Genomic DNA, 20,179 nt, shown 5'->3' on the forward strand with positions numbered 1-20,179 from the left:
TGATCAGCCTTGCCGGCAGTTCGGTTGAGAGATGCTTGAGGCCCCGTTGCGTTGCCTGATCAATCCAAGATAGGAGGTGAGCGATACAAGGCCCCCCAATGCAATGGCGATGGCCATGGTGCGCGAGGTGCCGTCGTGGAACTGGCCGACCAGGGCGCCGCCCAGGGCGGCGATGGTCATCTGCAGGAAGCCGAACAGCGACGAGGCCGAGCCGGCGCACTGGGGGTTGGGTGCGAGTGCGCCGGCCATGCTCTGCGGCATCACGATCCCGAAGCCGAACAGGAACAGGATGTGGGGCCCGATCACCGCCCAAGGCTCATGAAGGCCGGCGATCGCCAGTCCCGCCATGGTGGTGCCGGCCAGGGCGCACAGCAGGGTGGCCAGCAGCAATAGTCGGTCGCGTCCCAGCCGGTGGCTGTAACGGCCGCTGAACAGGGTGCCCGAGAAGAAGCCCAGGACGATCAGCATGAAGCCGATGCCGTACTGGAACGGCGACAGGCCCATGTATTCGATGAGCACGAAGGAGGATCCCGAGAGAAAGGCGAACAGGCCGGCGAAGCCGCTGGCGTTGATCAGGGTGTAGCCGATGAAGGCCCGCTGGGTCAGCAGCATGCGATAGTTGGCCAGTATCACTCGGGGGGCCACCGACTGGCGACGGTCGGCGGGCAGCGGTTCGGGCATCATCAGGGCGAGAACCAGCAGCATGATCGCCGCATAGATGGCCAGCAGCAGGAAGACTGACTCCCAGCCGAAGAACAGCAGCAGCCCTGCTCCCACCACCGGCGCGAGCGCCGGGGCCATCGCCATGGTACTGGCCATGTAGGAGAGCACGCGTCCGGCCTCGACCGGGCCGTAGATATCGCGCACCGCGGCGCGGCCTAGCACCGGGCCGGCGGCACCGCCGAAGGCCTGCAGGAAGCGCCCCGCCAGCAACCACTCGACATTCGGCGCGAAGGCACACAGCAGACTGGCCAGCAGGAACAGGCCGAAGCCGGCGATCATCACCGGGCGCCGCCCGAAGCGGTCGGATACGGGCCCGCAGAACAGCTGGGCGAGGGCAAACCCTGCCATATAGAGGCTCAGCGTCAGCTGGACCTGGTCGGGACCGGTATTCAGCGCCTCGGCCATGGCTGGCATGGCCGGCAGGTACATGTCGGTGGCCAGTGGACCCAGCGCGGTCAGTGCCGCCAGTACCGCCACGGTGGCGGGAGAAGTCAGCCTCAGCACCCGGTTCTCCTCGATGATCTTGTTGTCCTGGTACAGAAAAGCGGGCACGGCATCGGCAACTTGCCGTGAGCCGTGCCCGCATCATTAGCCCGCTTAGTATATCAGCGAGCGTCCGGCTGCGCCTCCGGTGCGGCCTGACGGAAGGCAGGCAGCGCCCGACAGTTGGCGGTGATGCGCTGGATCGTCGGGTAGGCCGAGAGGTCGCACGCGAAGCGCTCGGCGTTGAAGACCTGAGGCACCAGGCAGAGATCGGCCAGGGTCGGGGTGTCGCCATGGCAGAAGTCGCCGGTGCCCAGCTCTCGCTTCAGCAGGGTCTCCAGTGCATCGAAACCCTCGATGATCCAGTGCCGGTACCAGGCCAGCTTGGTGTCGTCGTCCACCCCGAGCTCGCCCACCAGGTATTTGAGCACCCGCAGGTTATTGAGGGGATGGATCTCGCAGGCCACCAGCTGGGCCAGTGCACGCACCCGAGCTCGCCCCTCGGCATCGGCCGGCAGCAGGGGCGGTTCGGGGTGCACCTCGTCCAGAAACTCGCAGATCGCCAGCGACTGGATCAGCTGGACCCCGTCATCGGTCTCCAGCGTCGGTACCAGGCCCTGGGGATGACGCGCGACGTTCGCCTCAGTGCGCTGCTCGCCCTTCACCAGGTTGACCGGGACCTGGTCATAGGCCAGGCCCTTGAGGTTCAGGGCGATGCGCACCCGGTAGGCGGCCGACGAGCGGAAGTAGCCGTACAGCGTCGTCATGGAGCCTCCCTTACCTGGGCTGGTACTTGACGACCTGCTGGTCGATAGCGCCGAAGATGCTCTTGCCTTCCCGGTCGAACATCTCGATGCGTACCCGGTCGCCGAAGCGCATGAACGGCGTCTTGCTGTCGCCGTGCTGGATCTTCTCCACCATGCGCACCTCGGCCAGGCAGCTGTAGCCCACGCCGCCGTCGGCCACCGGCTTTCCGGGGCCGCCGTCGGGGTCCGGGTTGGAGACGGTGCCGGAACCGACGATGGCGCCGGCGCCCAGGTAGCGGGTCCTGGCCGCATGGGCCACCAGCTGCGGGAAGTTGAAGATCATGTCCGGCCCGGCTTGCGGCTCGCCGAACTTCTCGCCGTTGAGGTGCACGGTCAGCGGCAGGTGGACGCGGCCGTCCCGCCAGGCGTCGCCCAGCTCGTCCGGCGTCACCGCGATGGGCGAGAAGGCGGAGGCCGGCTTGGCCTGGAAGAAGCCGAAGCCCTTGGCCAGCTCGCCCGGGATCAGGCCGCGCAGGCTGACGTCATTGACCAGCATCACCAGCTTGATGTGCGCTGCCGCCTGCTCGGGCGTCACCGCCATGGGCACGTCGTCGGTGATCACGGCGATCTCGCCCTCGAAGTCGATGCCGTGCTCCTCGCTGATCGCCTCGATGTCCTCGGTAGGTGCCAGGAACTTGTCGCCGCCGCCCTGGTACATCAGCGGGTCGGTCCAGAAGGTCTCGGGCATCTCGGCGTTGCGCGCCTGGCGCACCAGCTGGACGTGGTTGAGGTAGGCGGAGCCGTCGGCCCAGTGGTAGGTGCGCGGCAGCGGCGAGTGCAGGGCGCTCTGGTCGAGGTCGAAGGCGCCTTCGGCCTTGCCCGCGTTGAGTTCGGCGTAGCGGGACTCGAGCGTCGGGCTGACGGCGTCCCAGTTCTCGGTGGCCTGCTGCAGGGTGGGCGCAATGTCCGCGGCGCGAACGGCGCGGGTCAGGTCGCGGGAGACGACGACCAGTTCGCCGTCGCGGCCGTTCTTGAGGGTGGCGAGCTTCATCTTGTCTCGGTCCTTGTCGTCAGGGGCGGGGCAGTCGGCCCCGGCCGGTCGATTCGTGGCGTCGGTGGTTCAGGGTTGGCGCGGGTCGAAGTGCGAGCGCAGGGTGGACCAGACGTCCACGTAGTCGCGCTGGCGGAAATCGGCCTCCAGCGCCGCCTCGGTCGGATGGTAGACGTAACGGCTCTCGAACATGAAGGCCAGGGTATCGCCCTGGTACTGGGGCGTCAGCTCGGCTTCGCTGGCCTTCTCGAAGGTCTCGGCATCCGGCCCATGGGGCGACATGCAGTTGTGCAGGCTGGCGCCACCCGGCAGGAAGCCCTCGGCCTTGGCATCGTACTCGCCGTGGATCAGGCCCATGAACTCGCTCATCAGGTTGCGATGGAAGTAGGGCGGGCGGAAGGTGTTCTCGGCCACCATCCAGCGCGGCGGGAAGATCACGAAGTCGAGGTTGGCCATTCCGGGGGTGTCGGAGGCCGAGGTCAGCACGGTGAAGATCGACGGATCGGGGTGGTCGAAGCTCACGGTGTTGATGGTGTTGAAGTGGGCCAGGTCGTACTTGTAGGGCGCAACGTTGCCGTGCCAGGCCACGACGTCGAGCGGCGAGTGCCCGAGCCGTGTCTCCCAGAAGCGGCCCGAGAACTTGGCGACCAGCGAGAACTCACCCTCGAGGTCCTCGTAGGCGGCCACCGGGCTCAGGAAGTCGCGCGGGTTGGCCAGGCCGTTGGCACCGATGGGTCCCAGGCCGGGGAGCTCCAGCGGGCTGCCGTAGTTCTCGCAGACATACCCCCGGGCGGCATCGGCGCCGTCACCCAGGCGGACCTGGAACTTGATGCCGCGCGGGATCACGGCGATCTCGCCGCTGGCGACGTCGAGCTCGCCCATCTCGGTGCGCAGGCGCAGGGTGCCGAGCTGCGGCACGATCAGCAGCTCGCCGTCGGCATCGTAGAAGAAGCGCCCGGTCATGTCGCGGTTGAAGGCGTAGACATGTACGCCAACGCCGCTCTGGGCCCCGGCATCCCCGTTGACGGCGATGGTCAGCAGGCCATCGACGAAGTCGGTGGGCTCGCCGGGCACCGGTACCGGGTCCCAGCGCATCTGGTTCGGGTCGGCGGCAGGCCGGGCCAGCGGAGAGGTGGCCACGGGCCTGTCGGGCAACGGCTGGTAGGCGCTCTGCAGCACCGAGGGACGGATGCGGTAGAGCCAGCTGCGCAGGTTCTGGTGGCGCGGGGCGGTGAAGGCCGAGCCGGTGTACTGCTCCGCATAGAGGCCGTAGGCGCAACGCTGGGGCGAGTTCTGCCCCTCGGGAAGGGCACCGGGCAGGGCCTCGGTGGCGAAGTGGTTGCGAAAGCCGCTCTGGTACTGAAGCGTATCGGTGGTCATGGAAATATCCTCGTTCAGCGCTGTTCTTGTTGGGCGGACGGGCCTTGAGCCGGTGCCGGCTCCACGGCCTGGCCGGCGATGGCCAGGGCCTCCTCGAGTACCCGCTGGTCACCGACATGATTGGCCAGCAGCAGGATCAGCCGGGCGTTGATGCGTTCGCTCGCCTCCTCGCTGCGCTCGCGGTGCACCTCGGTCAGCGCCGCGTAGAAGGCGTCCGGATCGGTGAAGTTCGGGGTCAGTTCAAGCCGTGGCATGGCGACCTCCCTGAATTCGGGAATGAGGGGTAAGGTGGATGCCCAGGGCGCGGTCCAGTGCCGTGCCGACCGCCTCGACCGACACCTCGCCCCAGCGGGCCGTCACGTGCTGGTCGGGGCGGAACAGGTAGCCGGCGCCGGGGGTCAGGCCGTAGCGCTCGGCCACCAGGCCCTCGGCATCCTCGATCAGGGTGATGCGTGGCAGGCTCGCCAGGGCCTGGGAGGCGGGCCCCAGCACCAGCAGGTCGAGGTCGGGCCGCGCCTGCAGCAGTTCGTCCAGGCGATGCTTCAGATCCTCGGCCGTTGCCGTCCCCAGGCGGCCATCGATCAGCAGCACGAAGCGGTTGCCGACCTGATTCAGCAGCCAGGCACGCTGATCGCCCAGGCGGATGGGGGCATCCTTGGCCGGGCTCCCGGGGCGCAGCTCGGCCGGCATCCCCTCGGCATCGGGGCCATTGAGCGGCGAGTCCTCGTAGCGGCAGGGCTTCGACAGCCGACCGCTGTTGACCAGGCTGCGGGCAAAGGGATACTGCTCCGCCAGTTCCAGGGTGGTGTCGCGGAACAGCCGGCTGACGCGGCTCTTGGGCGTGATGAAATCGGTGGCACGGGTGGAGTTGAGGATATTCTCCTCTGCCCCGTGCTGGCGTTCGGTGTCGTAGGTCTCGAGCAGCGCCGCGGGCGCCTGGCCCTTGATCACCCGGGCCAGCTTCCAGGCCAGGTTGTCGATGCCCTGGGCCCCCCCGTTGGCGCCGCGGGCCCCGAAGGGTGAGACCTGGTGGGCGGCATCGCCCATGAAGAACACCCGCTGGTGGATGAAGTTGTCCATCTTGCGGCAGCGGAAGGTATAGACGCTGGCCCATTCCAGCTCGAACTCCACTTCCTCACCGAGCATGGCCTGCACGCGGGGGCGGATGTTCTCCTCCTTCTTCTCCTCTTCCGGGTCGGCGTCCCAGCCGAGCTGGAAGTCGATGCGCCAGACGTTGTCCGGCTGCTTGTGCAGCAGCACCGACTGGCCGGGGTGGAAGGGCGGGTCGAACCAGAACCAGCGCTCGGTGGGGAAGTCGGCCTTCATCACCACGTCGGCGATCAGGAAGCGGTCCTGGAAGATCTGGCCCTTGCACTCCAGGCCCAGCATGTCGCGGATCTTGCTGTTGGCGCCGTCGGCCACCAGCAGGTAGTCGCAGCTGAGCCGGTAGTCACCGTCCCGGGTGGCGATCGTCACCACGCTATGCTCCGGCTGGCTGTCCACCGCGGTGACCCGGCTCAGCCAGCGCAGGTCGATGTGCGCGTCCAGCGCCTGGGCGCGATCGACCAGATACTCTTCCAGGTAGTACTGCTGCAGGTTGATGAAGGCCGGCACGCGGTGGCCCTCCTCGGGCAGCAGGTTGAAGTCGTAGACCTCGCGATCCTGGAAGAAGACGCGACCATGCTGCCAGGTCACGCCCTTGTCGAGCATGGGCTGGGCGGCGCCCATCCGATCCATGATCTCCAGGGTGCGCTTGGCGAAGCAGATCGCCCGCGAGCCGACGCTCACGGTGTTGTTGTCGTCGAGCACGATGCTGTCGATGCCCTGCAGGGCCAGGTCGATGGCGGCGGTCAGCCCCGAGGGGCCCGCCCCGACGATCACCACCGGGCAGTGGCGTACCTCGCTGAGGTCCAGTTCGGACGGGCGTCGATAGGGATAGACGGGATTCTTGTAGGTCTTGGGCATGAGTGGCTCCCACGGCTTCGCCGGGCCAGGACCCCGGCGAGCGTGTCGTGATCCGGACGGCAGTTAGGGGTTACTGGTTCTCGACGACGTCCTGCAGCGAGTGCCACATGTCGTTGTCACGCTCGGCGGTCCAGATGCGCGGATCCGGGTACTCGCCACCCGCCTCGTCATAGCAGCGCGTGATGTCGAAGGGCACACAGTGGTCGAAGATCACCCAGTGGCCGTACTTCGGCTTGAGCAGGGCGTAGGTCTCGGCGTAACACTCGGACAGCGACTTGCCGGCGGCCTTGCCCGCCTTGACGCTCTCGTACATGTCGGCGAGGAAATCGCGGGTACCCTGGATCGCCTCCTCGCACTGCTCGGGTGTCTGCAGCGCCTCGCCGCGTCCCGGCACCAGCTTCTCGGGGGCCATGGCCTGCAGGCGGTCCAGGGTGGCGGGCCAGTATTCGTGATAGGCGTCGCCGGTGTAGGGGGTAGCCCCGAACTCGACCAGGTCGCCGGAGAACATCACCTTCTCCTCGGGGAGCCAGACGATGGTGTCGCCCTTGGTGTGGCCGCGGCCCAGGTGGATGATGCGCACCTCGCGCTTGCCCATGTACACCGTCAGCTCCTCCTGGAAGACGATGTTCGGCCAAGTCAGGCCGGGCACGGAGTCGACGCCCTTGAACAGGCGCGGGAAGCGGCCGACCTCGGACTCATAGTCCTGCTGGCCGCGTTCCACGATCAGATCAAAGGTGTGCTGGCTGGCGATGATGTTCTCGGCCTCGTAGGCGGAAGCACCCAGCACGCGTACGGCGTGGTAGTGGGTCAGCACCACGTGCTTGATCGGCTTGTCGGTGATCTCGCGGATCCGGCGAATCACGTCCTGGGCCATGATCGGGGTGGCCTGGGTGTCGATGACCATCACGCTGTCATCGCCGATGACGATGCCGGTGTTGGGGTCGCCTTCGGCGGTGTAGGCGTAGAGGCCCTCGGCCAGTTTGTCGAAGCTGATCTGCTTCTCTTCGGTATCGGCGTGGGACGCGAACTTCTTGCTCATGATTCCTCCAGTGTCGTCAGGGCGCCGGGGTCCCCGGTCATCATCGGGCTATGCCGACGGGGGTTCGGCAGTGAAGCGATAATAGTTTCCTGTGAAACTTTATGTCCAGTCGAACATACTTCTCTGTTGCTGTGAAGGCCTGGGAGAGGCGCGCATAGGCCGGTAAGCCGGCCTCTACCACCGCTGTTAGACCTAAGTTCTAGGCATTTTAGTTGCACAGGAGACTAAGCAGCGGGCAAGGTGTCGCCCAGAGGAACATCGTTCCCCGTGCAACTGGCAGCGTTTCCTGCCTCTGCCCGATAGAAGAAGATCCTTACAACAACCGGCGGTGACCTGGCCGCCTTTCCCGTGACGACGGAGGAGTACAAGATGAAGAAAGCGACCGGACTGATCTTGGGGACCCTGGCGGCAGCTATTCTGAGCTCCACGGCTCTTGCCCAGACCACCATCAATGTCAGCAGCTGGGGGGGTCCGAACCACGGCATCAACACCATCGTCTGGCCGACCTGGCAGGCCTGGATCGAGGAAGCCACCGAGGGGCGCGTGACGCTTCAGGTCACCGAGGACCTGGGTCCGCCGGCGGCCCAGATGGCCCTGGTGGCCGATGGCGTCGCCGACGCCAGCTGGATCTTCCATGGCCACATGCCGGGCCGTTTCGAGCTGACCAAGCTGCCGGAATTCCCTACCTTCGAGGACTTCTCTTCCGAGGTTGCCTCCTCCGCATACTGGGAAACCTTCGAGGCGCATCTTGCCCAGGGCAACGAGCATCGCGGCCTGGAGGTCATGGCCGTAGGGGTACACGGCCCGGGGCAGATCTATACCGCCGACAAGGTGGAGACCTTCGACGAGCTGGAAGGCAAGCGCCTGCGGACGGGTGGCGGAGTGATGAGCGACCTGGCGGATGCCATGGGCGTGACCGGCGTCGCTCTGCCACCCACCGGGGTCTATGAGGCGGCCTCTCAGGGGGTCATCGATGGTGCCATGCTGACCCTGGAAGGTCTGCGCAGCTTCCGCGTGGCAGAGGTGCTGCCCAACACCCTGCAGGTCGATGGCGGCTTCTATCGTGGCAGCTTCGCCATCATCATGAGCCCGATGGTCTGGGACCGAGTCTCCGCCGAGGATCGCGAGGCCATCGAGGCCGTATCGGGCGAGTCGCTGTCGCGCCTGTTCGGCTACATGATGGATGTCTCGGATCAGCGTGGCGTCGAATTTGCCAAGGAACTCGGCAACACCTTCACCGAGGCTTCCGAAGAGGACATCGCCATGCTTCAGGAGGTCAGCGATGACCTGATCGACCAGTGGGCGGACAAGGTCAGCAACGGCGACCTGGACGCCAGGGAGGCGCTGGCGTACTTCCGTGACCGGCTTGCCGAAGCGGCCGACGCCGACAGCATCGAGTCCCGTGTGGTGCAGGAATAAGCCCGTCTGGAGTGTTGACCATGACTAGCATGCCGACCCGCTGGCATCGCGTCGGCCGGGGCCTGCAGCTGGGGCTGGAGGGGGTGGCGGGAGCCACCCTCTTTGCCATGATGCTGCTGACCACGGCCGACGTTACCGGCCGCTTCATCTTCAACTCCCCGATCCTCGGCAGCGTGGAGCTGACCCAGCTGATGCTGGCGGCAGTGGTCTTCCTGTCACTGCCAGTGGTCTGCTGGCGGGAGGAGCACGTCAGCGTCGACCTGCTCGATGCGATCTTTCCGGCGCGCTGGGTCTGGTGGCGACAGGTGATCGTCAACTTGATCGTTACCCTGGCCCTCTGGGTCATGGCCGGGCGTGTCTGGGCACTGGGTGTACGAGCCTTCGATTGGGGGGATGTCACCGAGTTTCTGCGCATTCCCGTGGGTTACCTGATCTACCTCATGGCGATCATGCTGGCTCTCTCGGCGCTGCTCACCCTGATGCGCGCTGGGGGCTACCTGCTGGAGGGCATCGGCGTCCTCGAGCGGGGGGGGCCGCTGAGCCCGGGAGGTACTCCATGATCGAGTCGCTCTACGGGTTTGCCGCGCTGCTGATGCTGGCGTTCCTGCGGGTGCCACTGGCCTTCGCCATGGGCATCGTCGGCTTCGTCGGGTTCTACTACCTCACCGGTAACTGGACGGCAGCCGAGGCCATGGCGGCGCGCCGCGTCGTGGATACGGGGATGGATTATGGCCTGTCGGTGATCCCGCTGTTCATCCTGATGGGTAACCTCGTATCCCATGCCGGCCTATCGGATGCCCTGTTCCGCGCCTCCAATGGCTTTCTCGGTCACCGCAAGGGGGGCCAGGCGATGGCGACCATCGTCGCCTGCGGTGGCTTCAGTGCCATCTGCGGCTCGAGCCTGGCCACCTGTGCCACCATGGGTCGGGTGGCCATGCCCCAGATGCGCAAGTACGGCTACAAGGACTCGCTGGCCGCGGCCTCCATCGCCGCCGGCGGCACCCTGGGCATCCTGATTCCGCCCAGCGTGATGCTGGTGATCTACGGTATCCTCACCGAGACCAGCATCCGCGAGCTGTTTGCCGCGGGATTCATTCCCGGGATGATCGGCATCCTGTTCTACCTGGTGGCGGTGAAATGGGTGCTGTGGCGCGACCCTGATGCCGGCCCGGCCGGCGAGACGGTGCCTTGGTCGGAGCGCTTTGCCGCCCTCAAGGATGTCGGCAGCACCCTGGCACTGTTCGTTCTGGTGATCGGCGGCATCTACCTGGGCGTGTTCACGCCCACCGAGGCGGCCGGCATCGGGGCCATGGGGGCCTTCGTGATCGCTCTGCTGAAGCGGGCGCTGACCCTGCAGGTGCTCATGAACGTGCTGATGGATACCGTACGCACCACGGCCATGCTGTTCGCCGTGGTACTCACCGCCCTGATCTTTGCCAACTTCATCAACCGCGCGGGGCTGCCCAATGACCTGCTGGCGCTGGTCAACGGCCTGGACGTGGCGCCCTTCGTGGTGATCCTGGTGATCATCGCCATCTATGTGGTGCTGGGCTGCGTGTTCGAGAGCATGTCGATGCTGCTGCTCACCGTGCCGGTGTTCTTCCCGGTGGTGGCAGGGCTCGGCTACGATCTGGTGTGGTTTGGCATCCTGGTGGTGATCGTGATCGAGATCAGCCTGATCACGCCGCCGGTGGGGATGAACGTCTTCGTCCTGAGGGCGGTACTGCCGGACGTCTCCACGGGGACGATCTTCCGCGGGGTGACGCCGTTCTGGGTGGCCGGTACGCTGCGTGCCTTGCTGGTGCTGGTGTTCCCGGGCATCGTGTTGTTCCTGCCGCAACTGCTTTACTAGGGGATGATGGAGATGGAAGGGCGACCGAAGATGTCTCAAGAGCCGGCGAGTCCTGTGGGGGAGGCTGCCGGGGTGGGCCTTCCTCCCAAGCCGGAGCTGGACCTCAACCAGTTCCTACCCTATCGGCTCAACCGGCTGGCCGATCGCATCAGCGACGAACTGGAGCGCATGTATGCACAGCGCTACGACCTCAACGTGGCCCAGTGGCGAGTGCTGGCCTGGCTAAGCCACTGCGATGACCTGACCGCCAAGAAGGTCTGCACCTATACCAACATGGACAAGGCGCGCGTCTCCCGGGCGGTGCAGGCGCTGGTCGATCGTGGCCTGGTGACCCGGACGCCCTCGGCCAGGGACCAGCGGGTCCATGACCTGCACCTTACCCGCGAGGGGGCAGGGCTGCTCTCGCGCCTGATCCCGGAGGCCCAGGACTGGGAGGCGGAGCTCGTGGCGACCCTCAGTGCGGGCGAGTACCGCGACCTGCTCAATGCCATGGGCAAGCTCGAGCGGCAGCTGGAGCGGATCGGCTAGGCCCGCCCGCGAGCCCTCTGTACGACAGCGCCCGGCCAAGGCGGGGCGCTGTCGTGTCGGTCAGGGGCAGGGCGGCGGTCAGGCCGTCGGGACCTTGCCGCCTAGCCGCGCGGTGATCTCGGCGGCGGTGTCGCGCACCAGGGCACCCAGCTCGGCCAGCCGCGCCTCGGGGATGCGGGCCTTGGGGCCGGAGACCGAGATGGCGGCCAGCGGGGTGCCATGCTCGTCGTGGATGCAGGCGGCCACGCACTGCAGGCCGATGGCGTGCTCCTCCCGATCGCAGGCGAAGCCCTGGCGGCGGATCTCGGCCAGTCCCTCGCGCAGCGACTCGGGGGTGTGAAGGGTGTTCTCGGTGACGCGCGCCAGGCCCCGCTCGTCGAGGATGCGCTCGAACTCGTCGTCCGGCAGCCAGGCCATCAGCGCCTTGCCGACGCCCGAGGCGTGAAGCGGGGCCCGGGAGCCGAGCCGGGTGATCATGCGCATCATCTGCGGCGACTCGCTCTGGGCCAGGAAGACCGCGGTGCCGTCGTCGCGCACGCCGAGGTTGGCCGTCTCGCCGGTCTGGACGGTGAGGCGACGCAGGAAGGGGCGGCTGGTGCCGACGAAGTCGCGGGCCTCGAGGAAGCTGTTGCCGATGCGGAAGGTCTTGACGTCGATCTTCCACACGCCGAGCTCGCTGTCCTGGGCGACGAACCCCTGGCTCTGCAGGGCCTGCAGCAGCCGGTGGGTAGTGGAGGGGGCGAGCTCCGCCTGCTCGGCCACCTCGGAGAGGGCCAGGCCGCCGGGGCTGGCCGCCAGGCGCTCGAGCAGGTTGAGCCCGCGCACCAGCGACTGGCTGTGGCCGCTGGTGCTCTTGCCCGACCCGGCGGGCCGTCCCGCTGTCCTGCGCTTGCCTTCGCTCACCCGGATTGTCCTCCTGCCGCATTCTCTCGAGGCCACAGGATACCGTGTCAGCTGGGCGCTGTCGCGGTTGCGGAAATGGCTTCCATCCAGCGATGACGTCGCGATCTCAGCGATGTCGCCACTCGGGCGGGCGCTTCTCGATGAAGGCGTCGATCCCCTCGCCCGCATCCTCGGCCATCATGTTGCAGGCCATCACCTCGCCGGCATAGGCGTACGCCTCGTCCAGCGGCATGGCGAGCTGGCGGTGGAACATGGCCTTGCCGGTGCGCACCGCGACCGCGCTCTTGGCGCAGATGCTGGCGGTTAGCGCGCCCACCGCCTCGTCGAGGGCCTCGTCGTCGGCGACCCGGTTGACCAGCCCCCAGTCGCGGGCCTGGTCGGCGTCGATGAACTCGCCGGTGAAGAGCATCTCCATGGCTCGCTTGCGGCCGACATTGCGCGAGAGTGCCACCGCCGGGGTGGAGCAGAACAGCCCGGCATTGATGCCCGAGACGGCGAAACGTGCCGAGCGTGCCGCCACGGCCAGGTCACAGCTGGCCACCAGCTGGCAGCCCGCGGCCGTGGCGATGCCCTGCACCCGGGCGATCACCGGCACCGGCAGGTCGACGATGGCCTGCATCAGGGCCCCGCAGCGCGCGAAGAGCTGCTGGTAGTAGGCCTCGTCGGGGTTGGCACGCATCTGCTTGAGGTCGTGACCGGCACAGAAGGCGCGGCCCTCGGCGGCGATCACCACGCAGCGCACATGCGCGTCGTCGGCCACGCGGTCGAGCTCGCCGCCCAATGCCTCGAGCATCTCCTCGGAGAGTGCGTTGAAGTGCGTCGGCCGGTTCAGCGTCAGGGTGGTCACGCCGTCGAGATCGTGGCGGCGTACCAGGGGGCTGTCATCCTGCATCTTGGGGACTCCGGTGGAAGGAAGAGCCTCCAGCCTAGCGCCCCGGGCAGCGCTTTCGTTAGGCTTGCGACCAAAGACGGTCCCTGGCGAGGAGTGCCCATGAGCGACGTTTCCCCCGAGTCCACCGCCTTCCTGGCGGACCCCACCCGCACAGAGCACAAGGGGGTGCCCGAGACCGGCCTGCGCCTGCTGGCGGACGTGAGCCTGCCGGCGGCGGTGTTGCACGAGGCATCGCTGGCCCACAACCTGGGCTGGATGCAGGCCTTCTGCGACGACCACGGCGCCTTGCTGGCGCCCCATGGCAAGACCACCATGGCCCCGGCGCTCTTTCGCCGCCAGCTGGAAAGCGGCGCCTGGGCGATCACCCTGGCCACCGCTCCCCAGTGCCGGGCCGCCTTCGCTCATGGCGCGACGCGCCTGCTGCTGGCCAACCAGCTGGTGGGGCGGGCCAACATGGCCATCGTGGCGGACCTGCTCGAGGCTGGTGCCGAGCTCTGGTGCCTGGTGGACTCCGCCGACAACGCCCGTGAGCTGGACGCCTTCTTCGCCGGGCGTGGCCTGCGCCTGCCGGTGCTGATCGAGCGGGGGGTGCCGGGCGGGCGCTGTGGCTGTCGCGGCCGCGAGGAGGTGCTGGCGCTGGCCGACGTGGTCCACGAAGCGGCCGGCCTCGAGCTGTCCGGCGTGGAGGGCTACGAGGGCTTGGTCCAGGCCGAGGCGGAGGCGTCTCCGGAGGCGGCGGTGGCGGCCTATGCGGCCGACCTGGTCGACACCCTCACCGCCCTGCAGCGGGCCGGCCGACTGGCGGTGGCGCGGCCGCTGGTTACCGCCTCCGGTTCCGCCTGGCACGACATCGTCGCCGAGGCCTTCCGCGATGCCGGGCTGGACGGCCGGGTCCGAAGGGTGATGCGTCCCGGCTGCTACGTGACACACGACCACGGGCTCTACGGCGAGGCCCAGGCCCGGGTGCTGGGGCGTCGGCCGACCCTCGGCGAGGGGCTGCGCCCGGCCCTGGAGGTCGTCGCCCAGGTGCAGTCGCTGCCGGAGCCGGGGCTGGCCATCGTCGCCATGGGGCGTCGCGATGTCGGCGGCGACCGCCTGCCGCTGGCGCTGCGCCGCTATCGCGAGGGCGGGACGGCGGACCGGACATTGTCGGTCGAAGGCTGGCGGGTGGAGAAGCTCATGGACCAGCACGCCTTCGTGCGCCTGCCCGAGGTGGCGGGCGACAGGCGTGTAGGCGACGTGCGTGTGGGCGACATCGTCGCCTTCGGCATCTCCCATCCCTGCCTGACCTTCGACAAGTGGCGGCGCCTGTGTCGGGTCGACGAGTCGCTGGCGGTGGTCGAGGTCCTCGAGACCTGCTTCTGACCCACAGCGCACGATGCCCCGCCACCTCGACGAGGTGGCGGGACGGGCTCGTCGACCTCAGACGTCGCTGCGGAAGGGACGCTCCTCGTGGGGCAGGATCAGGTTAAGGACGATGGCGCAGAGCGCGCCGGGGATCAGCCCCGACTCGATGATCGCCTGGAGGTTGTCGGAGAGGTCGGCGTAGAGCCCCTCCTGGGCCGGCAGGCCGATGGCCGCCGACAGTGAGACGCCGATGATCACCATGTTGCGCTTGTTGAAGCTGATATGGGAGAGCATCTTGATGCCGGCGCTGGCGATCATGCCGAACATGATCACCACCGCTCCGCCGAGCACCGCATTGGGGATGCTGGAGACGATGGCGCCGAGCTTGGGCAGCAGGCCGGCGATGACCAGGAAGCCGCCGCCGATGGCCACCACGTAGCGGCTGACCACGCCGGTCAGCGCCACCATGCCGACGTTCTGGCTGAAGCTGATCTGGGGGAAGGCGTTGAAGATGGCGGCGAAGACGCTGGCCAGGCCGTCGGCCATCACCCCGCCGGAGAGCTCCTTCGGAGTGGGCGCGCGATCCAGCCCCCCGGCGGTAGTGCCGGCGATGTCACCGATCGACTCGGCGCAGGTCACCACGGCCAGCAGCACCACCGGCAGCACGGCGGCCCAGTGGAACTCCAGGCCGATGGCCAGCGGCGTGGGCAGCGAGAGCCAGGCGGCGCCGCCGATGGCGGAGAAGTCCACCAGGCCGAAGGCCGTGGCCGCGGCGTAGCCGACCAGCAGGCCGATCAGCGGGGCCGCCTCCGACCAGATGCCGCGACCGAACTGGTGCAGGCCCAGGGTGATGACCAGCACCAGCCCCGCCAGCAGCAGGTGGTGCGAGGCCCCGAAATCCTCGGCGCCGAAGCCGCCGCCGACATAGGCCAGGCCCACCGGCATCAGCAGGGTGCCGAGCATGATCACGAAGGTGCCGGTGACCACCGGCGGGAAGAGGAAGCGGAACCAGGGCAGGAAGAGCCCCACCAGGGCCATGGCGACCCCGCCGCACAGTGCCGCGCCCAGGGCCGCCGGCAGCCCCATGCCCACGGCGATGGGGATCAGCACCGGCACGAAGCCGAAGCTGGTGCCCATGACGATGGGCAGGCGTGCCCCGATGGGACCGAGCCCCAGGGACTGCACCAGGGTCGCCACCCCGGCCACGAACATAGCGGCCTGGATCATGAAGGTGGTCTGCTCCGCGGAAAGGTCCGCGGCACCGGCGATGATGATGGGCACGGTGACGTTGCCGACGAACATCGCCAGCACGTGCTGCAGTCCCAGGGGGATGGCGCGCCCCAGGGGCGGCATGGCATCGACGTCCTGGGTGCTGCGCACCCGGTGCTCCGTGGTTGCGGCGCTGGACTCGGTGGTCATGGGGTGTCTCCTGTTGTCGTTGTTGGAGGTGGTTGAGAACAGAGGGAAACGGGAAGGGAATCAGAGCGACCCACGCAGCTCGCTGGCGGCCTGGTCATGCCGGGCCAGCAAGGCATCGAGGTCGACCTCCCGTGGCCGGCCATCGATCAGGCGCCATCGCCCGGCGACCATCACCCGGTCGGCGCGGTGGGCTCCGCACAGCAGCAGGGCGGCGACCGGGTTCTCGGCGCCGGAGAAGCGGGCCTCGTCCAGCCGGAACAGCGCCAGGTCGGCCTGCTGGCCGGGTGCCAGCCCGCCGATGTCGGTGCGCCCCAGGCAGGCCGCCGAGCCGCGGGTGGCCCAGCGGATCACGTCGTCGTGGGTCACCCGGCTCGGCGAGTAGCGCAGCCGGCCCAGCAGCAGGGCCTGGCGCATCTCCTCGGCCAGGTTGGAGTGATCATTGGAGGCCGAGCCGTCCACCGCCAGGCCCACCGGGCAGCCGGCGGCCTCGAGCTCCAGGGTGCGGCACATGCCGGAGCCCAGCACCATGTTGGACGACGGGCAGTGGGCGATGCCGGTGCCGGCCTGCCCCAGGCGAGCGATTTCGGGGTCGGTGAAGTGGATGCCATGGGCCAGCCAGGTGCGCGGCCCCAGCCAGCCGGTGGCCTCCAGGTAGTCCAGCGGGCGCATGCCGAAGAGCCGCTGGCAGTAGGCCGTCTCGTCCTCGGTCTCGGCCAGGTGGGTGTGCAGGCGCACGTCCTTCTCCTCGGCCAGTCGGGCGCTCTCCTGCATCAGCTCGCGGCTCACCGAGAAAGGCGAGCAGGGGGCCAGGGCGATGGTGGTCATGGCGCCGTCGCCACGCTGGTGGTGGGCGTCGATGAGCCGGCGGCTCTCGTCGAGGATGGTGGCCTCGTCCTGCACCACCGACTGGGGCGGCAGGCCGCCATCGTCGCGGCCCACGCTCATCGAACCCCGGGTCAGGGCGGCCCGCACGCCGAGGCGGTCTGCGGTCTCCACCTGGACGTCGATGGCGCTCTCCAGCGCGCCGGAGAAGACGTAGTGGTGGTCTGCCACGGTGGTGCAGCCGGACATCAGCAGCTCGACCATGGCGAGTTCGCTGGCGAGTGCCAGCTGGCGCTCGGTGAGGTTGGCCCAGACGTCATAGAGGGTCGTCAGCCAGGGGAAGAGTTCCTTGTTCAGGGCCGGCGAGTAGGCCCGGGTCAGGGTCTGGTAGAAGTGATGATGGGTATTCACCAGCCCCGGCAACAGCACATGCGCCGAGGCGTCGAAGACCTCATCCACCGGCGTTGTCGGTGCGGCACCAGCGGGCACCGCTTCCACGATACGTCCTCCCTGAATCACCACACCGTCGGCGGCGCGCGCATCGCTGCAGGCGAGCGGCCGGCGGATCCACAGGGTCGGGTTGGGCTGGGGCATGTTGTCCTCCCGGTGGGCCGTCGAGCGGCCGCTGAATGGACAAAGGGTTACCCAAGCGTGGCCGGGCAGCGGCGTCTTGGTTCAGGTGCCTTCGACATGTTGTGTGTACTTTAACTGTCATCCATTGCTTGGCATGGATTGTGTACAAAATGGGAGGCTTTGGAGAAACTGTCAAGAGCGTGATGCTCAACGCTCGTCGGCTCCCGGCATGCTGCGCCAGAGCGGCCGACAGAGGCGTGCCTCGGGGCGGGGGAGAGCCGGCAGGAAACCCGGCGGCACGGGTGCCGTTCATGAAAAGAGCCGCCGCGTCATCGACGCGGCGGCTCCGGTCTGCCGGAATGAAACGGGGTCAGTCGGCGTAGCTGCTCTCGGAGTAGAGCACCCGCACGCGCAGGGTATGCTTCACCTGGCGCAGGGCCTCCAGCGCCCGCGAGCCGTAGGCCTTATCCACGTCGATGACCACGTAGCCGATGCGCTCGTTGGTCTGCAGGTACTGGCCGAGGATGTTGATGTCGTTCTCGGAGAGCACGCGGTTGATCTCGGAGAGGACCCCGGGCACGTTCTCGTGGATGTGCAGCAGGCGGTGCTTGCCCGGGTGGGCCGGCAGGGCCACCTCGGGGAAGTTGACCGAGCTGACGGTGGTGCCGTTGTCGGAGTAGGTGACCAGCTTCTCGGAGACCTCGATGCCGATGTTCTCCTGGGCCTCGAGGGTGGAGCCGCCGATGTGCGGGGTGAGGATGACGTTGGCCAGGCCGCGTAGCGGGCTCTCGAACTCCTCGTCATTGCCCTTGGGCTCCACCGGGAAGACGTCGATGGCGGCGCCGTTGAGGCGGCCGGCCTTCAGGGCCTCGGCCAGGGCCTCGATCACCACCACGCTGCCGCGGGAGGCGTTGATCAGGATGCCGCCCGGCTTCATCAGGGCGATCTCGGCCTCACCGATCATCCAGCGGGTGGAGGGCAGGTCCGGCACGTGCAGGCTGACCACGTCGGCGCGGGCCAGCAGTTCCTCGAGGCTGGCCACCTGGCGGGCGTTGCCCATCGCCAGCTTGGTCACCACGTCGTAGTAGATGACGTCGAAGCCCAGCGACTCGGCGAGCACCGAAAGCTGCGAACCGATGCTGCCATAGCCGATGATGCCCAGCGACTTGCCGCGCGCCTCGTGGGCGTTCTTCGCCGACTTCAGCCAGCCGCCCTGATGGGCGCGGGCGCTCTTCTCGGGGATGCCGCGCAGCAGCATGATCGCCTCGGCCAGCACCAGCTCGGCCACCGAGCGGGTATTGGAGAAGGGGGCGTTGAAGACCGGGATGCCGCGCACCAGGGCGGCATCGAGATCCACCTGGTTGGTCCCGATGCAGAAGCAGCCCACCGCCACCAGCTTCTCGGCCGCGTCGAAGACGCGCTCGTTGAGCTGGGTGCGCGAGCGGATGCCGATGAAGTGGACGTCGCGGATCCTCTCGATCAGCGTCGCCTCGTCCAGCGAGGTCGGCAGGTGCTCGATGTTGGTGTAACCGGCATTGAGTAGGTTGTCCACCGCGCTCTGGTGGACGCCCTCGAGCAGCAGGATCTTGATCTTGCTCTTGTCCAGGGACGTTTTGGCCATGGTCGATTCAACCCCTTCGTCGGCGCGCGCCGCATGCATGTGTCATGAAGATGCTGAAGAGCCTGGGGCCCAAGGGCAGGCTCGAAACAGGGCCGATAGCTTACCACAGCCGCCATGAGCGAGGATGAAAATGCTGAGCGCCATGGATGAATGGCATGCAAGTTGTCCGGGGGCCGGCCGGGGCAGACGACCCCCCGGGGAGAGCGTGTATACTGTCCGCCCATGAACCAGCCACCAGCGAGAGAGGCGATGGCGGAACAGCACAGCCAAGGCAGCGGCGACGAGCCGGCACCGGCCGACTTCGCCGCCACCGTCGAGCGGCTCGAGCAGCTCGTCGAGCGACTGGAGTCCGGCGAGCTGTCCCTGGAGGGGTCGCTGGCCGCCTTCGAGCAGGGGGTTCGCCTGACCCGCGACGCCCAGCGTCGGCTCGACGAGGCGGAGCTCAGGGTGCGCACCCTGACCGAGGGCGAGGCCGGCGGCGTTGACCTGCAGCCCTTCGCCGCGCCCTCCGCGGAGGACGATGGTGAGCGCTGATCGCCTGGCAAGCCAACTGATCGCGGATCGTGCCCGGGTCGATGCCCGTCTCGAGGCGCTCTTCGCGGCGCGCTCGGCTCCCTCGCCGCGCCTCGAGGCGGCCATGCGCCACGGCCTGCTGGTGGGCGGCAAGCGGCTGCGGCCGGTGCTGGTCTATGCCGCCGGTCGCGCCCTGGGGGCAGCGGACGACGACCTGGATGCCCCGGCCATGGCGCTGGAGCTGGTCCACGCCTATTCGCTGGTCCACGACGACCTGCCGGCGATGGACGACGATGACCTGCGCCGCGGCCAGCCCACGGTGCACCGGGCCTATGACGAGGCCACCGCGATCCTTGCCGGTGACGCCCTGCAGGCCCTGGCCTTCGAGGTGCTGGCGCGGGCCGCCCCCCCCCGGCTGCCGGCATTGGTCGCCGGCCTGGCCGGGGCCGCCGGGCGAGACGGCATGGTGGCCGGCCAGGCGCTTGACCTCGCCGCCGTCGGCGGGCATCCCGACGCGGCAGCCCTGGCGGCCATGCATGGCCTCAAGACCGGCGCGCTGATCCGCGCCGCGGTGCGCCTCGGCGGCCTGGTCGCCGTCGACGAGGCCGACCCTCGGCTGGTCGCCCTGGACGCCTATGCCGATGCCATCGGCCTGGCCTTCCAGATCCACGACGACGTCCTCGACGTGACCGGCGACACCGCCACCCTGGGCAAGACCTCCGGGGCCGACGCCGCCCGGGCCAAGCCCACCTACCCGAGCCTGCTGGGGCTCCAGGGCGCCCGCCGACGGGCCGACGAGCTGGTCGAGACGGCCGTGGCGGCCCTGGCGCCGCTGGGCGAGGCCGCCACTCCCCTGGCCGACCTGGCCCGCTACATGATCGAGCGTGACCATTGACACTACAG

General features: G+C 68.2%; 19 protein-coding genes. 7 read left to right on the forward strand and 12 right to left on the reverse strand.

All coding sequences use genetic code 11. The features are described from left to right. Positions 1-3 precede the first annotated feature (3 nt). The 7 genes from QLQ86_RS01020 to QLQ86_RS01050 all read right to left on the reverse strand — a co-directional run bounded on the left by QLQ86_RS01020 (position 4) and on the right by QLQ86_RS01050 (position 7,387). Positions 4-1,275 carry a multidrug effflux MFS transporter gene (locus QLQ86_RS01020; protein WP_282815639.1) on the reverse strand — a complete coding sequence of 424 codons (1,272 nt, stop codon included), beginning with the start codon at positions 1,273-1,275 and terminating at the stop codon, positions 4-6. Between the two features lie 53 nt (positions 1,276-1,328). Then, entirely contained in the window at positions 1,329-1,973 is a 645-nt protein-coding gene (gene maiA, locus QLQ86_RS01025) for a maleylacetoacetate isomerase (protein WP_282815640.1), read from the reverse strand. A gap of 10 nt (positions 1,974-1,983) precedes the next feature. Next, positions 1,984-3,003, reverse strand: a complete 1,020-nt coding sequence (locus tag QLQ86_RS01030; protein ID WP_282733864.1) for a fumarylacetoacetate hydrolase family protein — start codon at positions 3,001-3,003, stop codon at positions 1,984-1,986. Between the two features lie 69 nt (positions 3,004-3,072). Beyond that, positions 3,073-4,383, reverse strand: a complete 1,311-nt coding sequence (gene hmgA, locus QLQ86_RS01035) for a homogentisate 1,2-dioxygenase (protein WP_282733863.1) — start codon at positions 4,381-4,383, stop codon at positions 3,073-3,075. 14 nt (positions 4,384-4,397) lie between these two features. Then, complete coding sequence (locus QLQ86_RS01040) at positions 4,398-4,637, reverse strand: DUF2783 domain-containing protein (RefSeq protein ID WP_282815641.1); 240 nt, start codon at positions 4,635-4,637, stop codon at positions 4,398-4,400. Next, entirely contained in the window at positions 4,624-6,348 is a 1,725-nt protein-coding gene (locus QLQ86_RS01045; RefSeq protein WP_282815642.1) for an FAD-dependent oxidoreductase, read from the reverse strand. Before QLQ86_RS01045 ends, QLQ86_RS01040 begins: the two co-directional genes overlap by 14 nt. A 70-nt stretch (positions 6,349-6,418) precedes the next feature. Beyond that, entirely contained in the window at positions 6,419-7,387 is a 969-nt protein-coding gene (locus QLQ86_RS01050; protein ID WP_282815643.1) for an MBL fold metallo-hydrolase, read from the reverse strand. Positions 7,388-7,756: 369 nt separating this feature from the next. On the opposite strand from QLQ86_RS01050, the gene QLQ86_RS01055 reads away from it, so the two are divergent. From QLQ86_RS01055 to QLQ86_RS01070, 4 genes are all read left to right on the forward strand, one after another. After that, a complete protein-coding gene (locus tag QLQ86_RS01055) occupies positions 7,757-8,806 on the forward strand; it encodes a TRAP transporter substrate-binding protein (protein ID WP_282815644.1) in 1,050 nt (349 codons plus the stop codon). A gap of 20 nt (positions 8,807-8,826) precedes the next feature. Beyond that, positions 8,827-9,366 (forward strand): TRAP transporter small permease, encoded by a 540-nt coding sequence (locus tag QLQ86_RS01060; protein ID WP_282815645.1) that lies wholly within the window; start codon positions 8,827-8,829, stop codon positions 9,364-9,366. Next, the gene (locus tag QLQ86_RS01065) at positions 9,363-10,658 is read left to right on the forward strand and encodes a TRAP transporter large permease (protein ID WP_282733857.1); all 1,296 of its coding nucleotides are present in this window, start codon (positions 9,363-9,365) and stop codon (positions 10,656-10,658) included. The genes QLQ86_RS01060 and QLQ86_RS01065 overlap by 4 nt, the downstream gene beginning before the upstream one ends. 72 nt (positions 10,659-10,730) lie before the next feature. Beyond that, on the forward strand, positions 10,731-11,186 hold the full coding sequence (locus tag QLQ86_RS01070) for a MarR family winged helix-turn-helix transcriptional regulator (RefSeq protein ID WP_407650020.1): 456 nt from the start codon (positions 10,731-10,733) through the stop codon (positions 11,184-11,186). Between the two features lie 78 nt (positions 11,187-11,264). Here QLQ86_RS01070 and bhcR read toward each other — a convergent pair whose 3' ends face one another. Both bhcR and QLQ86_RS01080 read right to left on the reverse strand, forming a co-directional pair. Further along, the gene (gene bhcR, locus QLQ86_RS01075; RefSeq protein WP_282734043.1) at positions 11,265-12,089 is read right to left on the reverse strand and encodes an HTH-type transcriptional regulator BhcR; all 825 of its coding nucleotides are present in this window, start codon (positions 12,087-12,089) and stop codon (positions 11,265-11,267) included. A 106-nt stretch (positions 12,090-12,195) separates the two neighbouring features. Continuing rightward, positions 12,196-12,981, reverse strand: a complete 786-nt coding sequence (locus QLQ86_RS01080; RefSeq protein WP_282734044.1) for an enoyl-CoA hydratase — start codon at positions 12,979-12,981, stop codon at positions 12,196-12,198. A 99-nt stretch (positions 12,982-13,080) separates the two neighbouring features. Between QLQ86_RS01080 and QLQ86_RS01085 the strand changes: the two genes are divergently transcribed. After that, positions 13,081-14,346 carry an amino acid deaminase gene (locus tag QLQ86_RS01085; protein WP_282815646.1) on the forward strand — a complete coding sequence of 422 codons (1,266 nt, stop codon included), beginning with the start codon at positions 13,081-13,083 and terminating at the stop codon, positions 14,344-14,346. Between the two features lie 57 nt (positions 14,347-14,403). Here the strand turns inward: QLQ86_RS01085 and QLQ86_RS01090 are convergent, their stop codons facing one another. From QLQ86_RS01090 to serA, 3 genes are all read right to left on the reverse strand, one after another. Next, positions 14,404-15,747, reverse strand: a complete 1,344-nt coding sequence (locus tag QLQ86_RS01090; protein ID WP_282734046.1) for a uracil-xanthine permease family protein — start codon at positions 15,745-15,747, stop codon at positions 14,404-14,406. 60 nt (positions 15,748-15,807) lie between these two features. Continuing rightward, a complete protein-coding gene (locus tag QLQ86_RS01095; protein WP_282815647.1) occupies positions 15,808-17,163 on the reverse strand; it encodes an 8-oxoguanine deaminase in 1,356 nt (451 codons plus the stop codon). A gap of 349 nt (positions 17,164-17,512) precedes the next feature. After that, positions 17,513-18,763 carry a phosphoglycerate dehydrogenase gene (gene serA, locus QLQ86_RS01100; protein WP_282815648.1) on the reverse strand — a complete coding sequence of 417 codons (1,251 nt, stop codon included), beginning with the start codon at positions 18,761-18,763 and terminating at the stop codon, positions 17,513-17,515. 249 nt (positions 18,764-19,012) lie between these two features. Between serA and QLQ86_RS01105 the strand changes: the two genes are divergently transcribed. Together QLQ86_RS01105 and QLQ86_RS01110 are read left to right on the forward strand one after the other, a co-directional pair. Then, the gene (locus QLQ86_RS01105; RefSeq protein ID WP_282734049.1) at positions 19,013-19,297 is read left to right on the forward strand and encodes an exodeoxyribonuclease VII small subunit; all 285 of its coding nucleotides are present in this window, start codon (positions 19,013-19,015) and stop codon (positions 19,295-19,297) included. Next, entirely contained in the window at positions 19,284-20,171 is an 888-nt protein-coding gene (locus QLQ86_RS01110) for a polyprenyl synthetase family protein (protein ID WP_282815649.1), read from the forward strand. Before QLQ86_RS01105 ends, QLQ86_RS01110 begins: the two co-directional genes overlap by 14 nt. Positions 20,172-20,179: the final 8 nt, after the last annotated feature.

The sequence above is a fragment of the Halomonas rhizosphaerae genome, assembly GCF_030012485.1.
Taxonomy (GTDB): Bacteria; Pseudomonadota; Gammaproteobacteria; order Pseudomonadales; family Halomonadaceae; genus Halomonas; species Halomonas rhizosphaerae.

What these genes read in the sequence shown, in the direction of transcription:
- maiA (WP_282815640.1), bottom strand. Translation starts at nt 1,973, where the DNA reads ATGACGACGCTGTACGGCTACTTCCGCTCGTCGGCCGCCTACCGGGTG.
- QLQ86_RS01030 (WP_282733864.1), bottom strand. Translation starts at nt 3,003, where the DNA reads ATGAAGCTCGCCACCCTCAAGAACGGCCGCGACGGCGAACTGGTCGTC.
- hmgA (WP_282733863.1), bottom strand. Translation starts at nt 4,383, where the DNA reads ATGACCACCGATACGCTTCAGTACCAGAGCGGCTTTCGCAACCACTTC.
- QLQ86_RS01040 (WP_282815641.1), bottom strand. Translation starts at nt 4,637, where the DNA reads ATGCCACGGCTTGAACTGACCCCGAACTTCACCGATCCGGACGCCTTC.
- QLQ86_RS01045 (WP_282815642.1), bottom strand. Translation starts at nt 6,348, where the DNA reads ATGCCCAAGACCTACAAGAATCCCGTCTATCCCTATCGACGCCCGTCC.
- QLQ86_RS01050 (WP_282815643.1), bottom strand. Translation starts at nt 7,387, where the DNA reads ATGAGCAAGAAGTTCGCGTCCCACGCCGATACCGAAGAGAAGCAGATC.
- QLQ86_RS01055 (WP_282815644.1), top strand. Translation starts at nt 7,757, where the DNA reads ATGAAGAAAGCGACCGGACTGATCTTGGGGACCCTGGCGGCAGCTATT.
- QLQ86_RS01060 (WP_282815645.1), top strand. Translation starts at nt 8,827, where the DNA reads ATGACTAGCATGCCGACCCGCTGGCATCGCGTCGGCCGGGGCCTGCAG.
- QLQ86_RS01065 (WP_282733857.1), top strand. Translation starts at nt 9,363, where the DNA reads ATGATCGAGTCGCTCTACGGGTTTGCCGCGCTGCTGATGCTGGCGTTC.
- QLQ86_RS01080 (WP_282734044.1), bottom strand. Translation starts at nt 12,981, where the DNA reads ATGCAGGATGACAGCCCCCTGGTACGCCGCCACGATCTCGACGGCGTG.
- QLQ86_RS01085 (WP_282815646.1), top strand. Translation starts at nt 13,081, where the DNA reads ATGAGCGACGTTTCCCCCGAGTCCACCGCCTTCCTGGCGGACCCCACC.
- QLQ86_RS01090 (WP_282734046.1), bottom strand. Translation starts at nt 15,747, where the DNA reads ATGACCACCGAGTCCAGCGCCGCAACCACGGAGCACCGGGTGCGCAGC.
- QLQ86_RS01095 (WP_282815647.1), bottom strand. Translation starts at nt 17,163, where the DNA reads ATGCCCCAGCCCAACCCGACCCTGTGGATCCGCCGGCCGCTCGCCTGC.
- serA (WP_282815648.1), bottom strand. Translation starts at nt 18,763, where the DNA reads ATGGCCAAAACGTCCCTGGACAAGAGCAAGATCAAGATCCTGCTGCTC.
- QLQ86_RS01105 (WP_282734049.1), top strand. Translation starts at nt 19,013, where the DNA reads ATGGCGGAACAGCACAGCCAAGGCAGCGGCGACGAGCCGGCACCGGCC.
- QLQ86_RS01110 (WP_282815649.1), top strand. Translation starts at nt 19,284, where the DNA reads ATGGTGAGCGCTGATCGCCTGGCAAGCCAACTGATCGCGGATCGTGCC.